The following is a 19,396-nucleotide window of genomic DNA, read 5'->3' as shown; positions in this document are numbered from 1 at the left end:
ATGGCACCCAGGTTATCCGGAGGCATTGATGACCACCGAGTCGCATGATTCGTTCGACCGGCGCGACCCACCGCCGAGGGTCGCGCCCGTCGGCGATTCGGTGCCGCGCCACGGGGCGGAGGAGCGGAGCTTGCGCGTGGACGGGGTGCCGCTTCCACCCACGTCTCCCGAGGAGGCCCAGCGTCTGCTCCAGGAACTGCGAACCCATCAGGTCGAGCTGGAGTCGCAGAACGAGGAGTTGCGTCGGATCCAGGCGGCGCTGGAGCTTTCCCAACGGCGCTATTTCGATCTCTACGACCTGGCTCCGGTGGGTTATCTGACCTTGAGCGATACGGGCTTGATCGAGGAGGCCAACCTCACGGCCACCAACCTTCTCGGCACCGCGCGCTCCAGTCTGGTGGGCCTGGCCTTCTCCGATTTCATCCTGCCCGAGGATCAGGAGAGTCTCTACCGCGGCCGCCAGCAGCTTTGGTCGAGCGGCGAACGACAAACCATCGAGCTACGACTTGAGCCGGCGGAAGGCCGGCCGATCTGGGTTCGCCTGGATACCAGCCTGGCCCCGGAAACGACCGCCAGCCCCGGCCGATGGCGGATCGTTCTGACCGATATCTCGGCGAGCAAACAGAGCGATCAAGCCCTGCGGCGTAGCCAGGCGCGGCTGGGCCTGGCCGCCGAGATCGCCGGGCTGACCTTCTGCGAGTGGGATCCGAACCGGGATACGCTGACGTTTCCTCCGAATTGGCAACGCCAAATGGGTTACGCCCCCAACGAGCTGCCGTGGCGGCTCTCCGAGTGGGCCGAGTTCCTGCATCCCGAGGATCGCGAGCGCAGCCTGCTCGCGCTGGGGCTGTTCGCCGCCAATCCCGGGAATCATCACGAAATCCAGTTCCGGTCGCGCCGCAAGGACGGGATCTACCGTTGGTTCGCGGTTCGTTTGGAGGCGCTGCGCGACGAGGTCGGCGCGCTCGAACGGGTATTGCTGGTCCATCAGGACATCACCGAGCGCAAGGAGTCCGAGGATCGGGCGATCCATCTGGCCCGGCACGATGCGCTGACCGGTCTGCCCACGCGCGCCCTGTTCGAGCAGTTGGCCCACCGGATGATTGCCGGCGCCCGGCGCTCGCACAGTCAACTGGCGCTTCTCTTTCTGGATCTGGACCGCTTCAAGGCCGTCAATGATGTCCACGGGCATGAGATGGGAGACCAGCTCCTGCGGGGGGTGGCGCGGCGGTTGCGGGAAACCTTCCGCTCGGATGATCTGGTGGCTCGGCTGGGCGGGGACGAATTCGTCATCGTCCTGGGAAATCTCCGTGACGCGGAGGACGCGGCCCGCTCCGCGCGCCATCTCATCGCCGCGCTCACACCCCCTTACCGGTTCGGAGACGTGGAACTCCAATGCGTTCCCAGCATCGGCATCAGTCTCTTCCCACAGGACGGCGATAGCGTCGGCACCCTGCTGCGGCGCGCGGATCTGGCCATGTATCACGCCAAACAGATCAGCCCCGGTCAGTATCAGTTCGTGACCGAGGAGATGAACCGAAAGGTTCAAGCCAGGGCGACGCTGGAAGAGCGTTTGCGCCTGAGCATGAAGCGAGGGGAACTGCGGCTTGCCTATCAACCGGTGCTGGATCTCAGGAGCGGCCAGGTGACCGGGGTCGAGGCGCTGCTGCGCTGGCCCCAAAGCGATCGGAGCGAGATCACGCCCGCGATCTTTCTCCCGATCGCCGAGTCCAGCCGGCTGATGCATGAGATGGGTCAGTGGGTGCTCGGGGAAGCCTGTCGACAGCATCTCGCCTGGCTCGCCGCGGGTCTTCCGGCGATGCCCATCGCCTTGAACGTTTCGAATCGGCAGTTCCACCATCCGGGTTTCCAGGAGCAATTCGCCGCCATTTGCGCGACCGCCGGTGTCGAGCCGGCGGTCTTCACGCTGCAGATGAGCGAGGAGACCCTGTTGCTGAATCTGGAGTCGTCGATGCGCGTGCTGGCGGCGCTGAGGGTGCTCGGGGTTCGTCTGGTGCTCGATGATTTCGGGTTGGGTTGCTCAAGCCTGAGCGAGTTGGAGCAGATGCCGCTGGACGGACTGGAGATCAACCGGACCCTGGTGCGACGCATGAGCGCGACGCGGAGCATGCCGGCCATCGTCGACGCCATCATCCATCTCGGGCAGGCGCTGCGACTCGAGGTCGCCGCGGTCGGCATCGAGACCGAAGCGGACTTGCGGTTCTTCCGAGGTCATGGTTGTTACCAGGTTCAGGGCTTCTATCTGGGTGCCCCGATGACGGGGGACAAACTCGCCGCCTGGTATCGCGCGCGTCCAGCCTAAGACCCAGACGCGCGAACGCCCGGCGCGGAGGACTCCGGCCGGGCGTTCTTCGCTCAGGATGGAATCAGCCCATCCGTGGGCGTCCTATCCTCAGTAGTCCATGTCATCCATGCCGCCGCCACCGGCCGGCGCGCCCTTTTCCTTCTTGGGCTCGTCGGCGATCATGGCCTCGGTGGTGATCATCAGACCGGCGACCGAGGCGGCGTTCTGCAGCGCGGAGCGGGTGACCTTGGTGGGGTCGATGACGCCCATCTCCATCATGTCGCCGAACTCGCTGCTGGCGGCGTTGTAGCCGAAATTACCCTGGCCTTCGGCGACCTTGTTCATGATCACCGAGGGTTCCTCGCCGGCGTTGGCGACGATCTGACGCAGCGGCTCTTCCATGGCGCGACGCGCGATGGTGATGCCGACGTCCTGATCGACATTGGCGCCCTTGAGACCCTTGACGGCCGCCATGGCGCGGATCAGCGCGACGCCGCCACCGGGCACGATGCCTTCCTCGACGGCGGCGCGGGTGGCATGCAGGGCGTCCTCGACACGCGCCTTCTTTTCCTTCATCTCCATCTCGGTGGCGGCGCCGACCTTGATGACGGCCACGCCGCCGGCCAGCTTGGCGAGGCGCTCCTGGAGCTTCTCGCGGTCGTAGTCGGAGCTGGTCTCCTCGACCTGGGCGCGGATCTGTTCGCAGCGGGCCTTGATGTCGTCATGGGAGCCGGCGCCGTCGATGACGGTGGTGTCGTCCTTGCCGACCTGGATCGTCTTGGCCGAGCCGAGATCCTTGAGGGTCGCCTTCTCAAGCGAGAGTCCGACCTCCTCGGAGATGACGGTGGCGCCGGTCAGGATGGCAATATCCTCCAGCATGGCCTTGCGACGATCGCCGAAGCCGGGCGCCTTGACCGCGCAGACCTTGAGGATGCCGCGCAGGTTGTTGACCACCAGGGTCGCCAGCGCCTCGCCCTCGATATCCTCGGCGACGATCAGCAGCGGCTTGCCGGCCTTGGCGATGCCCTCCAGTACGGGGAGCAGATCGCGGATATTGGAGATCTTCTTGTCGTGCAGAAGAATGAAGGGGTCTTCCAGCTCGGACTTCTGGCTCTGCTGGTTGTTGATGAAGTAGGGCGACAGATAACCGCGGTCGAACTGCATGCCCTCGACCAGTTCCAGCTCGTTGTTGAGCGACTTGCCTTCCTCGACCGTGATGACGCCTTCCTTGCCGACCTTCTCCATCGCCTCGGCGATGATCTGGCCGATGGACTCGTCCGAGTTGGCGGAGATGGTGCCGACCTGGGCGATTTCCTTGTTAGTGGAGCAGGGGCGCGAGAGCACCTGCAACTCCTTGATCGCGGCCTCGACAGCCTGATCCATGCCGCGCTTGACGTCCATCGGGTTCATGCCGGCGGCGACCGACTTGAGCCCCTCGCGGACCATGGCCTGGGCCAGCACGGTCGCGGTGGTGGTGCCGTCGCCGGCAATGTCGGAGGTCTTGGAGGCGACTTCCTTGAGCATCTGGGCGCCCATGTTCTCGAACTTGTCCTTCAGTTCGATCGCCTTGGCGACCGAGACACCGTCCTTGGTGATGGTGGGTGCGCCCCAGGACTTCTCGATGACGACATTGCGGCCCTTGGGACCGAGCGTGACCTTGACGGCGTTGGCGAGGATGTCGACGCCACGCAGCATGCGGGTACGCGAGCTTTCACTGAAGGTAATCTGTTTTGCGGCCATTCTGGGCGAGCCTCGATATGGTGAAACGAAGGATGGGAGTGGACGGGGTGTCGGCGGGTCGTTATTCGATCACGCCCATGACGTCGTCCTCGCGCATCACCAGGAGTTTCTCGTCCGCGACCTTGACCTCGGTACCGGAATACTTGCCGAACAGCACCCGATCGCCGACCTTGAGGTCGAGCGGGCGTACATCGCCGTTGTCCAGGAGCTTGCCGCGTCCGATGGCGACGACCTCGCCCTGAATCGGCTTCTCGGCCGCGCTATCCGGGATCAGGATCCCGCCGGCGGAGGTGCGCTCTTCTTCGCTGCGACGGACGACGACACGGTCATGCAGGGGACGGAGGTTCATGGATGTGGGATCTCCCTTGAGGAAATGTGGAGTTGATCGGACGGTTCAGGGTTTGTTAGCACTCTATAGGTGCGAGTGCTAACAATGTAATCCGAAAAATGAACTTGTCAAGGTCCGGCTCCCGGTCCTACAGGGCGAATGTGTTCTAACCTAACCCCGGCTAGCTCAGGACTGTCTGGGGGTAACGAATGGCCGGTCCATGAGCACAGGCCGACCGCCGCCAGGAACGCGGCCATTCCTTACGGGACGGTCAACAGCGGAAAGGAAAGCCCAGGGGGAAACCAGTGCGGAGGTGACGTGGATTGTTGTTGCCAGGAATGTACCTTTTACAGTACGTTCAGCTAGGCGAGGTGCATTCCATGACGGACGATCAAAAACGGATCACGGTTGTATTCTACCGGACGAACCTTGGGAGGGAGCCCGTCAGGGAGTGGCTCAGGGCGCTTGACCCCGCGGATCGCAAGATTGTCGGAGATGACCTGCAAACCCTGGAGTATGGCTGGCCGCTGGGAATGCCGCTGTGCCGGGCCATGCGCAATCACAAAGGCTTGTGGGAAGCGCGCAGTAACCTGTCGTCCGGGCGGATCGCTCGAGTCCTGTTCTGCGTGGCCGGAGGACGGATGATTTTACTCCATGCCTTCATCAAGAAGACGCGGAAGACCCCGGACCACGAACTGGGCGTCGCCGCTAAACGCATGAAAGGAGAACAGGATGATTGAGGAAACGAACATCGGTTCCAGCCTCGAAGACTTTCTCAAGGAGGAAGGCCGCCTTGAAGACGCCCGCCAGGTCGCGGCCAAACGGGTTATAGCCTGGCAGCTCCAGCAGGCCATGGAAAGCCAGCATCTGAACAAGGTGGAAATGGCCAAACGGATGCGGACCAGCCGCTCGCAACTAGACCGCCTGCTCGACCCCGACAACGACAAGGTGCGACTGGACACGCTGAACCGGGCGGCGGCCATCGTCGGCAAACGTCTCAGAATCGAGCTGATCGACAGCCCGCGTTGAGGGGGTCGGCTCACGATCATTCACTTAAGTTTCGGATAGCGGCGCTTGGCGTCGCCGGTGGTGCGGCCGATGGATTGGCCATACACTGCCAAGCTTTCATCCCGGTCTGGCTCAACCAGCTTCGATCGCGGATGCCGCCGTCCTCCGCATTCGAGCCGCGCCTTCTCCAGTGACCCCCATCCGCATCCGCCGCCTTTCCGATCAAGACACCCTGGCCCAGGCCCGGACTCCCCAGGATCTTCTGACCGCGCTCTACGCCAACCGCGGCCTGACCGAGCCGGCCGAGGCCGCGCCCGGTCTGGTGGCACTGGAGCCCATGACGGCCTTGCGCGGACTCGGCCAGGCGGTGGTTCTGCTGGCGGAGTTGGTCCAGGGCGGCGGCCATATCCTGGTGGTCGGCGACTATGACGCGGACGGGGCGACCGGCAGCGCCCTGGCGGTGCGCGGGCTCAAGTCGCTGGGGGCGCGCCAGGTCTCCTTTCTGGTGCCGAGCCGCTTCGACAACGGCTACGGCCTGAGTCCGGCGGTGGTCGAGGCCGCGAGCGAGCGGGCGGCGGATCTCATCCTGACGGTCGACAACGGCATCTCCAGTCTCTCGGGCGTCGCGCGGGCGCGCGAGTTGGGCATCCCGGTCCTGGTGACGGATCACCACCTGCCAGGCGACCAGCTTCCCGACGCCGTGGCCATCGTCAATCCCAACCAGGCGGGATGCGACTTTCCGAGCAAGCATCTGGCCGGGGTCGGGGTGGTCTTCTATCTCCTGGCCGCGCTGCGCGGCCATCTGCGCGAGAGCGGCTGGCTCGGCGCCGATCGTCCCGAGCCGAACCTGGCCGAGCTACTCGATCTGGTCGCGCTCGGCACGGTCGCCGATGTCGTCACCCTGGATCGCAACAATCGCATCCTGGTCGAGCAGGGGCTGCGCCGCATCCGCGCCGGACGCTGTAGCGCGGGCCTGAGCGCCCTGCTGCAAGTGGCGGGACGCGATCCGGCGCGGGTCACCGCCAGCGATCTCGGCTTCTTCGTCGCGCCCCGGCTCAACGCCGCCGGCCGGCTGGAGGAGATGTCGCTCGGCGTCGAGTGTCTGCTGACCGACGATCCGGCGCGCGCGCTGGAGATCGCGCAGGTGCTGGACGGACTCAACCAGCGTCGCAAGGAGATCGAGGGCGAGATGCGCGACCAGGCCGAGGGGTTGCTGGACGGGCTCGTACTGGACGGCGAGACGCTGCCCCCGGCGCTTTGTCTGTTCGGCAAGGACTGGCATCAAGGGGTGTCCGGGATCGTCGCGGCGCGCATCCGCGAACGTTATCATCGGCCGGTGATCGCCTTCGCCGACGCCGGGGGGGGGTGGCTGCGCGGTTCCGCGCGCTCGATCGACGGCCTGCACATCCGCGACGCGATCGATCGTGTTGATCGCCAGCGGCCGGGCCTTATCGATCGCTTCGGCGGTCATGCCATGGCCGCCGGACTGACCCTGCGCGCCGAGTCCCTGGAGGCCTTTCGCGACGCCTTCGTCGAGGCGGTCAGGGCGCAGCTCGGCGATGTCCCCGCGACGCCTGAGATCCGCTCCGACGGCGCCTTGCCCGCCCGCCTCATGACGCTGGAGACGGCGGAGCTGTTGCGCCTGGCCGGCCCCTGGGGCAAGGATTTCCCGGAGCCGCGTTTCGACGGGGTCTTCGAGGTGCTTTCGGCGCGGATCGTCGGCGAGCGACACCTCAAGCTGCGGGTCGCGCCCCCGGACGGCCAGCCGATCGAGGCCATCGGCTTCAATCTCGGGGAACGCCTGGCGCTGGCCCAGGGCGAGGTTAGACTCGCCTATCGACTGGATGTAAACGACTATCGCGGGGTCCGCTCGCCCCAGCTTCTGCTGGATCATCTCCAGAGCGGCCCCCCATCGACGGACGACCGAGCATGAATTCCAACGACGAAGAACTTGAATACGAATATGTCGACGACTTGCCGGAGGGTCCGAGCAAGAGTCAGATCAAGCGCGAAAAGCTGGCCCTGCAGGCGCTCGCCGAGCGCATGGCCGGCATGCCGCGGCGCGAACTGGAGCGCCTGAATCTCAGCGAGGCGACCTGGGCCGCGCTCGACGAGACCGCGCGCATCAAGGATCCGCGCGCGCGCGGGCGTCACTGGAAGCGCATCGCCAACCTGCTGGAGCGCGAGGACATGCACGCCGTGCATGCCCTGGTCGACGAGGCCGAGAACCGCGAGCGCGCCGAGACCGACCGGCACCATGCGCTGGAGCGCTGGCGCGAGCGCCTGATCGCGGAGGGCGACCCGGTGGTGGCCGAATTCATCGACCAATGCCCGAGCGTGGACCGACAGCAGTTGCGAACCCTGGTCCGCGCCGCCCAGCGTGACAGCGAACGCGGCAAGCCGGAGGCCCCGCGCAAGCTCTTTCGTTTTCTGCGCGAGGCGCTCGACGCTGGCGAGGATTGAGCGAGGCGTTTGGCGGTTCGGGCCGAGCGCTCAAACCTTGGGTCCGGGCGAGAGATAGCGCCAGACCATAAGGGTCGGAATCATCGCGCCCGCGATCGTCCAGACGCCATGCCCGGCGCCCAGGTCGATCGCGATCGGGAGCGGGGCGGCGGCCTGGTGCATGAGCAGCAGCCCCGCATACCAGGCGGGATAGTCCTCCCAGGGCAGGCGATCGTCGCCGATGAGCCGGCGGGCGGCCAGGCCGGCCAGGAAGAGGATCGCCAGGATGGCTAGCGTCAGGACGGTCGCGAGCGCTTGCGCCGGTCGGTCGACCCCAAGGCCGGCCGAGGCCAGCCGATCGACGTCGAGCGCCAGACCGAGCATGGCGGCGGCGATGAGCCCGGTCAGCAGGGTCTCGCCGAGCGCGCGGGCGTCGATCCGGCGTCTCAGGATCGGCGCCAGCGCCAGGATCCAGACCGCGGGATAGACGGCCTCCGGGCCGGCCATGAGCGGATCCGCGCTGCCGAGGAGTCCGCGCGCGACCTCCCGCCAGAAGGGCGACAGCGCCAGCGTCAGGCCCGCCAGGATCAGCGCCGACCAGCGCGCCGATTGGCCAAGCCCGTGTGGCCGCCAGCCGGCCAGACCGAGGCCGAGCGTCCAGAGCACGAGCGGGATGAGCGTCTTCATTCCGGCCCCCCGGCGCCCTGGGTCCGATCCGCCGGAGCGGGCGGTATCCAGGCCGCGACCTGCCGCAGGATCAGCCGCTCGCAGGCCGCCGGCAATCGGCCTTGCAGGGTCTCGGCGCCGGTCAGCGTGGTCCGCGCGCGTTCCAGGTCGCCGGACCAGAGATAACCCAATCCGGAGAGCAGGGCGAGCGCCGCGTTGGCGGGCGCGCCCTGGGTCGCGAAGCGGTCGGCGATATCGCGAAACTGGGTCCGATCCTGCGCCAGGGCGGGCAGGGCGCCCAGATCCTCGATCATGCGGCGGGTGCGATCGAGACACTCGGCTCCGCTCCGGCCGGGTTGGGCGAGTCGGCGCGCCAGTACCGCGAGCCTCAGTTGGCGGGCATCCCAGAAACCGGGATCGGCGACGATGGCGGCCGTCAGGGCGGTTTCCGCCTGGTCGAGCCGGGCCTCCTCCGAGGCGAGATAGCCCAGGATGAAATGGGCATCGGAGCGGATGCGCTCCGGTATTTCGGGCACCGCCAGCGCCGCTCGCGCCGCCTCGCGCGCCGGGGCGAAGGCGCGCCGGCGCAGGTGCAGCCGCGCCAACTCCAGGTGGGCGCGGAAGAGAACGCGGGGATCCCCGGCCTCGGTCAGCGGCCGCAGGCGTGCGAGCTTGCGCTCCGGATCGCCGCTCAGGGCCGCCAGTTGGAAGGCCAGTCGCTCGTCCCCCTCGATCTGGCCCCAAAGATTGCGATAGCGCATGAAAGCCGTGTCGCCCGCCGCGCGCAGCGAGGCGTCCGCGGTCTCCGGACGCAGCGCGGACTCGCCGCGCTCGGCCAGTTCGGACCAGAGCGATTCCCAGGCGGCGACCGCCGCCCGCGCCTCGCTTGAATCGCCCATCCCGCCCGTTTCGCTCGGGGATGGATCGACCGCCAGACCCCGGAGCGCGAGCGGCAGCAGCGCCGCCAGCAGGAGCGCCGCGAGAAGATAAAACCGCCTATCCCTACCAGTAGATCGCATGGTGCGTGAACTGCGCCGGGTGTCGGCCGAGCAGCAGCGGCTCGTCCGCTCGCTGGGCGAACCAGCGGAAACGCTGGCCGGCGGCCTGGAGCCGTTCGTGCAGCGGCACGAAGGTCTCCAGACCGTCGGGGTGGACGATGAAGACCGGCGCGAGACGCGCGCTCGCCGAGGCGGCCGCCAGCTCGGCCAGCAGGCGCTCGGTGCGCTCGGGACTCCAGGGCGGCTCGCGCGCCAGGATCGCCTGGCGGTCCGGTAGGAAGCGGAGCTGGAAGGTGTCGATGTCGCGGGTGACCAGCGGCTCGGGCAGCCACTCGAAACGGCCCTGCCAGGTCTGGCCCGCGCCGGTGTCCGGGGCGATCGCGAGCGCCTCGATCACCGCCTCCTGATCCCAGTGGGAGACCCGATCGGCGATCACGAAATAGAAGCTGGAAAAGGGCGGGAAGAGATCGCGTCGTGGCTCGACGAAGCGCGCCCCGGTGGTCGGAGCAAGCGGCGACTGGTTGGCGCCCTCGGTCTCTTGCCGCAGTCCGATCAGGGAGAAGAGCGTCACGATCAGCAGGATCGCCAGCAGGTTGGTGGCGACATCCAGAAAGGCGCCCTGGGCCGGTCCCTCAGTGTCCACGCGGGCTCTCCGTGCCGCGCCAGTCGGTCAGCAGGCGGGGGAGCGCCTCGGGCGCGCTCGACAGCGGGCGGAACGACAGACGGAAGAGCCGTCGGCGCTCCGTGCGCGCCTCCAGCAGGCTGGCGAAGCGGGCGAAGGACTCCTCGAAGACGCGGCGGGTGCCGTAGCAGTCGCGGGTGAGGGCGAACGCCAGGTTGCGCGTCCCCTCGCCCTGGAGCGCCAGGCGCTCGAAGAGCGCCTTGAATTCGGACTCGGCGTAGAGGATCGGCTCGGCGTCCGGGCCGGGATAGAGCCTCACCTGGCCATCGGTCAGACAGACCGCCAGATCGTCGATTGCCGGGGGTCGGCCGCTCTGGGGTTTGGACGGCGCCTGCAGGGCATGGATGACGATCAGGATGCCGATGAAGGCGAACACCAGATCCAGAAAGGGCAGGAGATTGGGCTCCGGGATCGGATTCTCGGGCGGGGCGCGGCGCATCAGTCGTCGGCGTCGCGGAAGAGCCGGTCGAGCAGCATCTGGTAATAGAGCATGTCGAGCTTCTGCGCCCGCGCGCGCAGGACCAGGAGCGCGAGCATGGTGGGGATCACCAGGACCAGACCGACGAAGGTGGTATCGAAGGCGAACTTGAGCCCGCCCAGTACCCCGGCCAGTCCGCTCCCGCCCGCGTCGGACGGTGTGACCGAGGTCTCCAGGCCGCCGATGGCCTGGGTGATGCCGATCACCGTGCCGATGAACCCCAGCAGGGGCAGAACCCAGATGGCGAAACCGATGGGGGCGAAGTTGTGCTGGTGCTGCTGTCCGCGCGCCAGCAGTACGTAGTCGCTCAGATGGATGACATCCTCCCGCGCGCGCGCCTGGCCGTACCAGCGTTGCAGGGCGGCGGGGACCGTGTCCTCGTCCTGGTGGCGGCGTCCGGAGAGAAAACCGATCCAGTCCTGGAGCCGCGATGGGCGCCGCTCGGTGTTCGGGCCGAAGCGCTGGCCCAGATGATGCCGCTCGCCAACCAGTCCCAGGTATTGAAGGGCGGAATAGAAGCTGGTCGCGACGAAGATGGCGAGCATGAAGCGGCAGTAGCCGTTGCCGAGATAACGGCCGAGCGCCTCCGGCAGCCGGGTCGGATCCAGGAAATGCATCAGGGTTGGGTAGAGCGCCAGGGTGAGGAGCAGTGAGATCGTCAGCGGCAGGGCGATCTGACGCTCCGAGAAGAGACCGCCGGCGCGGCTGATATCCAGCGGCGGAGGGGGACGTTGCGGGCGCGATGGCCTGATGTCAGGCGTGGGATCCTTGGCGTTCACTGGATTCCGTCCCTGGGCGATCGACCGAAGGAAAGGTGTTTCTCCAACTCTCCGAGCTGGCGTTCGAGGTCGCGGCGAGTGGTCCGCAAGGCCCCGATGCGGGCGCCGATCTCGGTATGGAGACGCTCCTGGCGAGTCCGTTCGTCGAGATCCCGAGCCGCGTCGGCTCGGTCGAGCGCAGCCTGGGCCTGGTTGGCGAGCTGGGTTTCCAGCACCTCGATCTGGGTCAGCAGTCGGCGTACCTCGGCGAGACGGGCGGTCAGAGCCGCGCGCTCGTCGCCGGGCGTCTCGGATGGGATTGGCCGTGTTTCGGAGGCAGCCCCCATCGCCGGCTCATTCGCGCCGGCGATGGTCGGCGGCGCGATCAGCGCCAGCGCCAGGATCGGTACGCCCACCCTCATTGAGAGATCGGCACCTGCTGGGCGTCGCTCGCGGTCTTGACGATGGCCTGCATGTTCGCGTTCAGGCTGGCCAGGTTGGCGCCGACCTTCTGGAGCCCCTCGATCGCCTTGTCGGCCTGACCCAGCTCGTAGTAGGCGAGCACGATGTCGCGGTCGGACTGGATGGCCCGCATTAGCGCCACGGAATTGGCGCGCTCGGTGCTGATCTGGTTGCGCAGTTCGCGGCCCTTGTCGAGCTTGGTCTGCCAGGACTGGGCGATCGGCAGGAAGGCCGGGTTCGACTCCGACTTTTCGAGCGTGCCCTGGCGACGCTGCTCCCAGAGCGCGAGCAGGGCGTCCAGCTCCTTCCAGATCTCGCTGTCCTCGGCCATGCTCTCGTTGACGCGGGTCACCGAGGCTAGCATGGCGTCCAGCACCTCGCCGCCCTTCTCGATGGAGTCGCGGCTGGCCTGGATACTGGCCTCCAGCCCGTTCAGGTTGGCCTGGAGCTGCTCGGCGACCAGGTTCACCTTGTTGAAGAGCTTGCCCATGTCGGGTTGGTCCGCCGGCTGGGCGAGCGCGAGTCCGGTCGTGAGGGCGAGGAGTCCGGCAAGCAGGAAGTGCGGTGTCTTCATGATGTCCTCTGGGTCGGTTGGTCGGCGCTCAGTTGGAGATGGGCACCGAGGTTTGCAGGGTCTGCTGGGTCTTTTGCTCCACAACCGTCATGGCCGTGGTGATGTCGTTCAGCCCCTCGACCACCGAACGGGCGGCGGCGATCGCCTCCAGCACCTTGCCGATCTTCATCTCCTGAAGGATCACCCGGTGCTGGCGCATGATGGTCGAGAGTTTTTCCTGGGCCAGGGTGCGACTCTGGTTAAGCCGCTGGTCGACCGCGTCGTATTCCTGGATGGCGCGCTCGAGCTGGGCGATGCTCGGCTCGCGGTTCGGGTAGTCCGGCGGCTGGCGCTCGTACCAGCTCTTGAGGACGATGGTCCCTTCCTTGGCGCGATTGAGCGCGTCGGCGAAGTCGCTGTTGAGATCGAGCTTGTTCAGAACGCCATAGACCTCGTCGCGCAGGGTGAAGAAGAGGTTGTCGACCTGGACCTCTTTTTCGTCCTCCGAGGTCAGGCGCGCGACCTCCTCCAGCTTCTCCATCGCGGTCTGGATGCGCGCCCCGAGTTGGGCGTTGGAGGCGCGGATGTTCGACATCTCGCTCTCCAGGATGGTGGTCGGATTGGTGCGGTTGGGGTTGCGCGAGCTGTAGCTGCCATCCTGCGCCAGGATGGGGAGGGCGGTCAGGGCGGCGCCCAGCAGGAGGACGGTCGCGAGGATTCGCGCGCCAATTCGACGGGCGGCCGAGACGGTGGCGTGGCGATCGGTGTCGTTCATCTGAGGTACCCGCGATGGTTCTGGGGCGTCTGGATGGCGTCGAGCCTCATCCGGACGACGAAAGTGGGTTTCATCTCGGACAGGCTTCGAGAATCTCCTTGAAGCCATCGATGAGCCGGCCGGTCTTGTTGCGCTGATAGGCGAGGTCGCGCGAGATGTTGGTCAGGTCCGACTCCAGGTTGCGCGCGCGGTCGGCCTCGTGGACCAGCCGCTGGATGATGAGTGGGCGCGATTCCTGGCCCAGCTCGGATTCGACGCGCTTGATCAGCAGACCGGCGCAGGCGTTCAACTGGGTCGCTTCCTCCATCCAGTCGCCGACTGGAAGCTGTTCCAGTTGCTCGATCTCCCGCTGACTCTGCTCCCCGAAGCTGGCCGGACATTCGGAGTCGGCCTTGCCGAGTTCACGCCGCATCCCCGACAGACGCCGATTGGCCTCCTCGACACGCTTGAGGATGGTGACATAGCTCTTGCCCAGGGCGTGATAGCGCTCGAAGACCTGATCGTCGGTCCAGGCGCAGCTTGGCGGCTGATAGACCGTCGGCAGGCGTTCGATCAGACGTTGCGAGTCGCGCCAGAGCGCGCCGGGATCCTTGAACAGGGCGGGGTTGAAATGCCAGAGCGCGCCCGCGCCGCTGGCCAGGAGGATGAGCGCCATTAGCGACTTGACGGGAAAACGTCTCGAGCGCGCGGGAATATCGTCTTCTAGACGGTCCCAAGGGTGCTGCCATTCCGGCGTTGGCGCATGCGCGGGGGCCTCGCCGACCGTGACCCCGAAGTGCTCGGCCAGCGGCTGGAGCCCGCCCCGGAATCCCTGGCCGATGGCCCGGAACTTCCAGCCCGTGCCGTGGCGGTAAATCTCGGCCAGGATGAGCGCCTGCTCGTCGGCCGCCTCGCTCAGGGTGAAGCCCAGCGTCTCGCCGTCCTCGGCGGTCGCCATGAGGACGGTTCCGGTCAGATCCCGGAACTGTCCGCGTTCCAGGGTGGCGGCCAGTACGCAGCGCTGAATCCGCGCGGGCAGTCCGTCCAGGCGCAGGAGAAAGCCGGCGCGGCCAGGTTCGGCCGAGGTGATCCGGATGACGTCGCCGGGTGCCTGGGGTTGATTGTAGAAAACGAACCAGTCGTCCTCGGGAACCCGCCCGCTCTCGTCGACCGCGAAGCAGACGGCATCCAGGGCCCCCCGGTGTTCCTCCCAGCGCAGTTCCAGGCGCACGATCCCCCGGCTCGCGAGTGGCGCGTTCCCGCCCTTGGGCAGCATCTTCATGTCCGTGTCTCCCAGGGCAGGGGGGCCATCGCGTGTCCTCGATCGTCTCGGCCGGCAGGGTCGCGCCGAACGTTAGCCCAAGCGGTGGGGTGGCGCAACAAGACTCAGGGTTGGAGTGGCGGAGGGTTCGGACGCCGTGATGGGCGTTGACGATGCGCTCCCGATCACTCGCATCGCGTTGTGCCCTGCATCAGCTCTCCCACATCACGTTCTCGCCGTCGGCCGCGGCGGCCGTGAGCAGTTCGATCAGGGGCAGGGCGCGGTGGGCGAGGCTGACGCGCTGGCCTTCGTCGCGCGCCCGCGCGGCGTTGCCGGCGGGGTCGAGCGGATCGTCCGGATGCTCGGCGACCGCCGCCTTTAGGCGCTCCAGCGCCGCCGGTACGTCCTCGGCGAGCAGGGCGCCCGGCACGCGCCCGCTGTGCCCCATCAGTTTGATGAGCGTCACGGCGACGTCGCCGAACATGGTGATGGTGGCGTAGGCCTTGGTCTCGAATCGGATCAGCATGGGGTTGTCCTCGGTGGTTTGACCGAATTCGGGTGGCTGGGGCTCAGGAGTCGGTTTCTCGGGAATCCCCGAGCGGCTAGAATGCGGCGATCTTATCCCTATCCTCCCGCCGAGAGACCATGACCGACGCCGCCGAGCCGCCACGCACCCATTTCATCCGCCAGATCGTCGAGGCGGATCTGGCCTCCGGCAAGCATGACCGGATCGCCACCCGCTTTCCACCCGAGCCGAACGGTTATCTGCACATCGGGCACGCCAAGTCGATCGTGCTCAACTTTGGTCTGGCCGAGTCCTTCGGCGGCACCTGCAATCTGCGCTTCGACGATACCAATCCGCTCAAGGAAAATGTCGAGTTCGTGGAGTCCATTCAGGCGGACGTGCGCTGGCTTGGGTTCGACTGGGAGGATCGTCTCTATTTCGCCTCGGATTATTTCGAGCGGCTGTACGGCTTCGCGATCGAGCTGATCGACAAGGGCTTGGCCTATGTCTGCGATCTGAACGCCGAGGAGATGCGCGAGCACCGCGGAACACTGACCGAGCCGGGTCGCGACAGCCCCTATCGCGACCGCTCGGTGACGGAGAACCGCGATCTCTTCGCGCGCATGCGCGCCGGCGAGTTCCCGGACGGCGCGCGTACCCTGCGCGCGCGCATCGACATGGGCTCGCCCAACATCAACCTGCGCGACCCGGTGCTCTATCGCATCAAGCATGGCGTGGTGCATCACCAGACCGGCACCGCCTGGTGTCTCTACCCGACCTACGACTACACCCATCCGATCTCCGACGCCCTGGAAGGCATCACCCACTCGCTCTGCACCCTGGAGTTCGAGGACCATCGCCCGCTCTACGACTGGTGCATCGACAATGTCTCCGTGCCCTGCAAGCCGCGCCAGATCGAATTCAGCCGGCTGAATCTCGAATACACGGTGATGAGCAAGCGGCGCCTGACCGATCTGGTCGGCGAGTCGCATGTCACGGGCTGGGACGATCCGCGCATGCCGACCATCGCCGGTTTGCGCCGGCGCGGCTACACTCCGGCCGCGATCCGCGATTTTTGCGAACGCATCGGGATCACCAAGTCCGAGAACCTGGTCGAGATGGCGATGCTGGAGAGCGCCATCCGCGAGGATCTGGACGCCAGCGCGCCGCGCCGCATGGCGGTTCTGGATCCGCTCAAGGTCGTGCTCGTCAACTATCCGGAGGAGCGGACCGAGTCGCTGGAGGCGGCCAATCATCCCAAGGACGAGGGCCTGGGCACCCGGACCTCGCCGTTCTCCCGCGAGATCCTGATCGATCGGAGCGACTTCGAGGAAGTCCCGCCCAAGGGCTTCAAGCGTCTGGTGCCGGGTGGCGAGGTGCGGTTGCGCCAAGCCTACGTGATCCGCTGCGACGAGGTCGTCAAGGATGACGCGGGCGTGATCCGCGAACTGCGCGCCTGGGTCGATCTCGATACCCTGGGGCGCAATCCAGAGGGGCGCAAGGTCAAGGGCGTGATCCATTGGGTCTCGGCCGAGCATGGCGTTCCGGCTGAGGTCCGGCTCTACGATCGCCTCTTCAAGGTGCCGACGCCGGGGGCGGGCGGCGCCGACTATCGCGCCGAGATCAATCCGGATTCGCGGCGCGTCCTGGCCGGCGCCGTGGTCGAGCCCTCGCTGCGCGGCGTCCAGCCGGGGGAACGCTTCCAGTTCGAGCGCGAGGGCTATTTCGTCGCCGATCCGGACTCGACCGCCGAGCGCCCGGTGTTCAATCTCACCGTCGGCCTGCGCGATACCTGGGGCAAGAGCCAGTCATGACCAGACCGCGGCCGAGCGAGCCCAATCCGCGAGCCGTCTCGATCCCGGCGCATGAGCGACTGGTCGCGGACCTGGGGGTGCGGCTCTATGCCTCGCTCGTCTCGCCGGCCAGGATCCTGGATCGGTTCCGCGACGAGGCCCAGCGCGCCATCGATCTCACCCGCCGGATCAGCGAGGAGCAGGGGCGCCGGCGGGTCTCGATCCGGCGTTTCGCCGGGATCGAGTCGAGCAGTCGCGACTGGTCCGTCTATATGACGCTGGACCATCTGGTGCGGGTGAACACCGCCATCACGGCCTTGATCCACGCCATCTGCTCCGATCGCCATCATGGCGTGGAGATCCTGTTCGAGGATGTCGAGCCGCGCGCCGAGGCCGGCGCGGACCGAATCCAGGCGCTCGAGATCCTGGTGGACCGCTACGATCATCAGATCCAATGTCTCGGTCACCTGCTGTCCAGGTCGCGTTATCCGCATCCCTGGTTTGGACCGCTCAACGCCCGTCAGTGGCATGCGCTGGCCACGCTGCACAATCGCACGCACCGCCTGCAGATCGAAAAGATCATTCGCCGGTTGGATTGACCCCCATGTGCACGAATTTCGACGAGAACGGCGACCCGCGTGGACGCCAGGACGCTCTCATCCGGCTGCATGGCGAGCTGGAGAGCTGTCGCCGCTGTCCTGGGATGTGGGGGCCGCCGGTGCACAGTCTCCCCGTGCTCTCGTCCGTGATGCTGATCGGTCAGGCGCCCGGAACGCGCGAGATCGAACAGAAGCGTCCCTTCTGCTGGACGGCCGGCAAGACCCTGTTCGGCTGGTTCGCCTCGATCGGCCTGGAGGAAGCGGCCTTTCGCGAGCGGGTGCTGGTGAGCGCGGTTTGCCGCTGTTTCCCCGGCAAGAACCCCAAGGGTGGCGACCGGGTTCCGGATCGCGACGAAATCGAGCGCTGTACGCCCTGGTGGCGAGGCGAGCTGGAGCTGTTGCGCCCGCGTCTGATCCTGCCGGTGGGCAAGCTCGCCATCTCCCGGCTCATGGACTGCGACCGTCTGAACGATGTGGTCGGCCGACAATGGCCCTACCGTTCCGAAACGGGCTGGGAAGCGGACATCATCCCGCTCCCGCACTCCTCCGGCGCCTCCACCTGGTTCAAGATGGAGCCAGGCCGGTCGCTCCTGACCCAGGCGCTCGGGCTGATCGCCGCTCATCCCGAGTGGGGGAAGCTGCTGGTCCATGAGCCTCGGAGGAAGGGGCCGGATCGACAGGATTTCGCTTGATGGTGGTCGCCCATGCGCGGTTTCGGCATGGTCGCGCGCCGCCGGCGCTTGATCTCCACTCTACTCATACACAGGCAGGTTGCGCGTGATGTCTCCCGATCAGATCCAAGCCTTCTTCCGCAACGACCGCTTCGCCGAGTATGTCGGCATCGAGCTGCTCGAGGTCGCGCCCGGCCGAGCACGCGCCCGTCTGGAGATCGAGGGGCGTCACCTGAACGCCGTCGGACTCGCTCACGGGGCGGCCATCTTCAGCCTGGCCGATCTGGTGTTCGCGGTCGCCTCCAACTCGCATGGCTCGGTCGCGCTTGGGGTCAATGTCTCCATCTCCTATCTCAAGGCCGCGCGGCCCGGCGTCCTGATCGCGGAGGCCGAGGAGGTTTCGCTCAATCCCAGGCTCGCGACCTATCTGATCCGCGTCACCGACTCGGAGGAGGCGCTGATCGCGCTCTTTCAGGGCACGGTCTATCGCAAGCGCGAGGCCCTCGCCGATCATCTTCCGGTGGCTGATTGATGGCGGCCGGGACGAGGCTGGAAACGCCCGTTCGCTTCGGTCTGATCGTGGTCGGCGACGAGGTGCTCAACGGCGGGCGGCTGGACAGCCATCTGGCCGCCTTCAAGACACGGATCCAGGCGCGGGGTCACGAACTCGCCTGGCATTGGCTCCTGCCGGATGACCCCGAAACGCTGACCGCGCATCTGGCCTTCTCCATGGCCCGAGCGGATCCGGTCTTCGTCTGCGGGGGCATCGGTGCGACCCCGGACGATCACAGCCGTGCCTGCGCGGCGGCGGCGGCGGGTGTGCCCCTGGTTCGACACCCGGAGGCGGCGGCCCTGATCGAGGGCAAGTTCGGTGCGGAAGCCTATCCCAACCGCATCCTCATGGCCGATTTCCCGGCCGGTTCGGACCTGATCCCCAACCCGGTCAACCAGATCCCCGGTTTCACGCTGCGTCATCACTGGTTCCTGCCGGGCTTTCCCCAAATGGCCTGGCCCATGGCGGAGTGGGTGCTGGATCAGAGGTTCGGTCGGTGCGCGGTCCTGGTGGAGTCCGCCGTCGAGGTCCGGGGCGTGCCGGAAAGCCGTCTGATTCCGCTGATGCGTCGTCTCGGCGACGCCCATCCAGCCCTCAAGCTCTTCAGCCTGCCCCGCATGGGCGAGGATCCCGGCATCCTGCTCGGCTTCCGGGGGCGACTCGGGCTCGACGAGGCCATGAGGGATCTGCGTCTGGCGCTCGCGTCCGAGGCGATCACCTATCGGGAGCGACTGGAGTGAGCGGGAGCGAACCCCGGCAACGGCGTCATGCCGGGGTTCTATCGGCTCGGCCGTCGGGATTCCTGAACCCCTGCCCTGTATCCTGAGCCTCGGAGCTTGG

Annotated in this window: 22 protein-coding genes; 10 read left to right on the top strand and 12 right to left on the bottom strand. The window is 66.8% G+C overall.

All coding sequences use genetic code 11. The annotated features are described in order from the left end of the window. Nucleotides 1-28: 28 nt before the first annotated feature. On the top strand, nt 29-2,323 hold the full coding sequence (locus CKO27_RS17800) for a sensor domain-containing protein (protein WP_200376267.1): 2,295 nt from the start codon (nt 29-31) through the stop codon (nt 2,321-2,323). A gap of 90 nt (nt 2,324-2,413) precedes the next feature. Here CKO27_RS17800 and groL read toward each other — a convergent pair whose 3' ends face one another. Next, the gene (gene groL / locus CKO27_RS17795) at nt 2,414-4,045 is read right to left on the bottom strand and encodes a chaperonin GroEL (protein ID WP_200376266.1); all 1,632 of its coding nucleotides are present in this window, start codon (nt 4,043-4,045) and stop codon (nt 2,414-2,416) included. Between the two features lie 61 nt (nt 4,046-4,106). After that, entirely contained in the window at nt 4,107-4,394 is a 288-nt protein-coding gene (locus tag CKO27_RS17790) for a co-chaperone GroES (protein WP_200376265.1), read from the bottom strand. 359 nt (nt 4,395-4,753) lie between these two features. Between CKO27_RS17790 and CKO27_RS17785 the strand changes: the two genes are divergently transcribed. The 4 genes from CKO27_RS17785 (at nt 4,754) to yjgA (ending at nt 7,844) form a co-directional block, all read left to right on the top strand. Beyond that, a complete protein-coding gene (locus tag CKO27_RS17785) occupies nt 4,754-5,113 on the top strand; it encodes a type II toxin-antitoxin system RelE/ParE family toxin (protein WP_200376264.1) in 360 nt (119 codons plus the stop codon). Beyond that, nucleotides 5,106-5,402: an XRE family transcriptional regulator gene (locus CKO27_RS17780; protein ID WP_200376263.1), complete on the top strand. Its 297-nt coding sequence runs from the start codon at nt 5,106-5,108 to the stop codon at nt 5,400-5,402. The genes CKO27_RS17785 and CKO27_RS17780 overlap by 8 nt, the downstream gene beginning before the upstream one ends. Nucleotides 5,403-5,571: 169 nt before the next feature. Beyond that, nucleotides 5,572-7,314, top strand: a complete 1,743-nt coding sequence (gene recJ / locus CKO27_RS17775; protein ID WP_200376262.1) for a single-stranded-DNA-specific exonuclease RecJ — start codon at nt 5,572-5,574, stop codon at nt 7,312-7,314. Further along, on the top strand, nt 7,311-7,844 hold the full coding sequence (gene yjgA / locus CKO27_RS17770; protein WP_200376261.1) for a ribosome biogenesis factor YjgA: 534 nt from the start codon (nt 7,311-7,313) through the stop codon (nt 7,842-7,844). The genes recJ and yjgA overlap by 4 nt, the downstream gene beginning before the upstream one ends. A 30-nt stretch (nt 7,845-7,874) precedes the next feature. Here yjgA and CKO27_RS17765 read toward each other — a convergent pair whose 3' ends face one another. From CKO27_RS17765 to CKO27_RS17720, 10 genes are all read right to left on the bottom strand, one after another. Further along, nucleotides 7,875-8,510: a hypothetical protein gene (locus tag CKO27_RS17765; protein ID WP_200376260.1), complete on the bottom strand. Its 636-nt coding sequence runs from the start codon at nt 8,508-8,510 to the stop codon at nt 7,875-7,877. Next, the gene (locus tag CKO27_RS17760) at nt 8,507-9,508 is read right to left on the bottom strand and encodes a hypothetical protein (RefSeq protein ID WP_200376259.1); all 1,002 of its coding nucleotides are present in this window, start codon (nt 9,506-9,508) and stop codon (nt 8,507-8,509) included. The genes CKO27_RS17765 and CKO27_RS17760 overlap by 4 nt, the downstream gene beginning before the upstream one ends. Continuing rightward, nucleotides 9,492-10,130, bottom strand: a complete 639-nt coding sequence (locus CKO27_RS17755; protein WP_200376258.1) for a hypothetical protein — start codon at nt 10,128-10,130, stop codon at nt 9,492-9,494. The genes CKO27_RS17760 and CKO27_RS17755 overlap by 17 nt, the downstream gene beginning before the upstream one ends. Next, nucleotides 10,120-10,608 (bottom strand): hypothetical protein, encoded by a 489-nt coding sequence (locus tag CKO27_RS17750; protein ID WP_200376257.1) that lies wholly within the window; start codon nt 10,606-10,608, stop codon nt 10,120-10,122. The genes CKO27_RS17755 and CKO27_RS17750 overlap by 11 nt, the downstream gene beginning before the upstream one ends. Next, entirely contained in the window at nt 10,608-11,426 is an 819-nt protein-coding gene (locus CKO27_RS17745; protein ID WP_338116100.1) for a MotA/TolQ/ExbB proton channel family protein, read from the bottom strand. Before CKO27_RS17745 ends, CKO27_RS17750 begins: the two co-directional genes overlap by 1 nt. Continuing rightward, complete coding sequence (locus CKO27_RS17740; RefSeq protein WP_200376256.1) at nt 11,423-11,827, bottom strand: hypothetical protein; 405 nt, start codon at nt 11,825-11,827, stop codon at nt 11,423-11,425. Before CKO27_RS17740 ends, CKO27_RS17745 begins: the two co-directional genes overlap by 4 nt. Then, the gene (locus CKO27_RS17735; RefSeq protein ID WP_200376255.1) at nt 11,824-12,441 is read right to left on the bottom strand and encodes a hypothetical protein; all 618 of its coding nucleotides are present in this window, start codon (nt 12,439-12,441) and stop codon (nt 11,824-11,826) included. Before CKO27_RS17735 ends, CKO27_RS17740 begins: the two co-directional genes overlap by 4 nt. A gap of 28 nt (nt 12,442-12,469) precedes the next feature. After that, nucleotides 12,470-13,195 (bottom strand): hypothetical protein, encoded by a 726-nt coding sequence (locus tag CKO27_RS17730; RefSeq protein WP_200376254.1) that lies wholly within the window; start codon nt 13,193-13,195, stop codon nt 12,470-12,472. 70 nt (nt 13,196-13,265) lie between these two features. Beyond that, nucleotides 13,266-14,456 (bottom strand): TerD family protein, encoded by a 1,191-nt coding sequence (locus CKO27_RS17725; protein WP_200376253.1) that lies wholly within the window; start codon nt 14,454-14,456, stop codon nt 13,266-13,268. A 190-nt stretch (nt 14,457-14,646) separates the two neighbouring features. Then, nucleotides 14,647-14,961, bottom strand: coding sequence for a DUF1840 domain-containing protein (locus CKO27_RS17720; RefSeq protein WP_200376252.1), 315 nt, complete (start codon nt 14,959-14,961; stop codon nt 14,647-14,649). Between the two features lie 119 nt (nt 14,962-15,080). Between CKO27_RS17720 and CKO27_RS17715 the strand changes: the two genes are divergently transcribed. The 5 genes from CKO27_RS17715 to CKO27_RS17695 all read left to right on the top strand — a co-directional run bounded on the left by CKO27_RS17715 (nt 15,081) and on the right by CKO27_RS17695 (nt 19,296). Further along, nucleotides 15,081-16,754 carry a glutamine--tRNA ligase/YqeY domain fusion protein gene (locus tag CKO27_RS17715; protein ID WP_200376251.1) on the top strand — a complete coding sequence of 558 codons (1,674 nt, stop codon included), beginning with the start codon at nt 15,081-15,083 and terminating at the stop codon, nt 16,752-16,754. After that, a complete protein-coding gene (locus tag CKO27_RS17710; protein ID WP_200376250.1) occupies nt 16,751-17,332 on the top strand; it encodes a DinB family protein in 582 nt (193 codons plus the stop codon). The genes CKO27_RS17715 and CKO27_RS17710 overlap by 4 nt, the downstream gene beginning before the upstream one ends. Before the next feature lie 5 nt (nt 17,333-17,337). Continuing rightward, nucleotides 17,338-18,024, top strand: coding sequence for a uracil-DNA glycosylase family protein (locus tag CKO27_RS17705; RefSeq protein ID WP_200376249.1), 687 nt, complete (start codon nt 17,338-17,340; stop codon nt 18,022-18,024). Between the two features lie 88 nt (nt 18,025-18,112). After that, complete coding sequence (locus CKO27_RS17700; protein WP_200376248.1) at nt 18,113-18,535, top strand: PaaI family thioesterase; 423 nt, start codon at nt 18,113-18,115, stop codon at nt 18,533-18,535. After that, the gene (locus CKO27_RS17695; RefSeq protein ID WP_200376247.1) at nt 18,535-19,296 is read left to right on the top strand and encodes a competence/damage-inducible protein A; all 762 of its coding nucleotides are present in this window, start codon (nt 18,535-18,537) and stop codon (nt 19,294-19,296) included. The genes CKO27_RS17700 and CKO27_RS17695 overlap by 1 nt, the downstream gene beginning before the upstream one ends. Nucleotides 19,297-19,396 lie beyond the last annotated feature (100 nt).

Origin of the sequence: Thiocystis violacea (assembly GCF_016583575.1) — a bacterium.
Taxonomy (GTDB): Bacteria; Pseudomonadota; Gammaproteobacteria; order Chromatiales; family Chromatiaceae; genus Thiocystis; species Thiocystis violacea.
This window is presented reverse-complemented; position numbering and strand designations above follow the sequence as displayed.

Excerpts from the sequence above, each read along its gene's own strand:
- CKO27_RS17800 (WP_200376267.1), top strand. The coding sequence starts at position 29 with ATGACCACCGAGTCGCATGATTCGTTCGACCGGCGCGACCCACCGCCG.
- groL (WP_200376266.1), bottom strand. The coding sequence starts at position 4,045 with ATGGCCGCAAAACAGATTACCTTCAGTGAAAGCTCGCGTACCCGCATG.
- CKO27_RS17790 (WP_200376265.1), bottom strand. The coding sequence starts at position 4,394 with ATGAACCTCCGTCCCCTGCATGACCGTGTCGTCGTCCGTCGCAGCGAA.
- CKO27_RS17785 (WP_200376264.1), top strand. The coding sequence starts at position 4,754 with ATGACGGACGATCAAAAACGGATCACGGTTGTATTCTACCGGACGAAC.
- CKO27_RS17780 (WP_200376263.1), top strand. The coding sequence starts at position 5,106 with ATGATTGAGGAAACGAACATCGGTTCCAGCCTCGAAGACTTTCTCAAG.
- yjgA (WP_200376261.1), top strand. The coding sequence starts at position 7,311 with ATGAATTCCAACGACGAAGAACTTGAATACGAATATGTCGACGACTTG.
- CKO27_RS17765 (WP_200376260.1), bottom strand. The coding sequence starts at position 8,510 with ATGAAGACGCTCATCCCGCTCGTGCTCTGGACGCTCGGCCTCGGTCTG.
- CKO27_RS17760 (WP_200376259.1), bottom strand. The coding sequence starts at position 9,508 with ATGCGATCTACTGGTAGGGATAGGCGGTTTTATCTTCTCGCGGCGCTC.
- CKO27_RS17750 (WP_200376257.1), bottom strand. The coding sequence starts at position 10,608 with ATGCGCCGCGCCCCGCCCGAGAATCCGATCCCGGAGCCCAATCTCCTG.
- CKO27_RS17740 (WP_200376256.1), bottom strand. The coding sequence starts at position 11,827 with ATGAGGGTGGGCGTACCGATCCTGGCGCTGGCGCTGATCGCGCCGCCG.
- CKO27_RS17735 (WP_200376255.1), bottom strand. The coding sequence starts at position 12,441 with ATGAAGACACCGCACTTCCTGCTTGCCGGACTCCTCGCCCTCACGACC.
- CKO27_RS17730 (WP_200376254.1), bottom strand. The coding sequence starts at position 13,195 with ATGAACGACACCGATCGCCACGCCACCGTCTCGGCCGCCCGTCGAATT.
- CKO27_RS17725 (WP_200376253.1), bottom strand. The coding sequence starts at position 14,456 with ATGAAGATGCTGCCCAAGGGCGGGAACGCGCCACTCGCGAGCCGGGGG.
- CKO27_RS17720 (WP_200376252.1), bottom strand. The coding sequence starts at position 14,961 with ATGCTGATCCGATTCGAGACCAAGGCCTACGCCACCATCACCATGTTC.
- CKO27_RS17715 (WP_200376251.1), top strand. The coding sequence starts at position 15,081 with ATGACCGACGCCGCCGAGCCGCCACGCACCCATTTCATCCGCCAGATC.
- CKO27_RS17710 (WP_200376250.1), top strand. The coding sequence starts at position 16,751 with ATGACCAGACCGCGGCCGAGCGAGCCCAATCCGCGAGCCGTCTCGATC.
- CKO27_RS17705 (WP_200376249.1), top strand. The coding sequence starts at position 17,338 with ATGTGCACGAATTTCGACGAGAACGGCGACCCGCGTGGACGCCAGGAC.
- CKO27_RS17700 (WP_200376248.1), top strand. The coding sequence starts at position 18,113 with ATGTCTCCCGATCAGATCCAAGCCTTCTTCCGCAACGACCGCTTCGCC.
- CKO27_RS17695 (WP_200376247.1), top strand. The coding sequence starts at position 18,535 with ATGGCGGCCGGGACGAGGCTGGAAACGCCCGTTCGCTTCGGTCTGATC.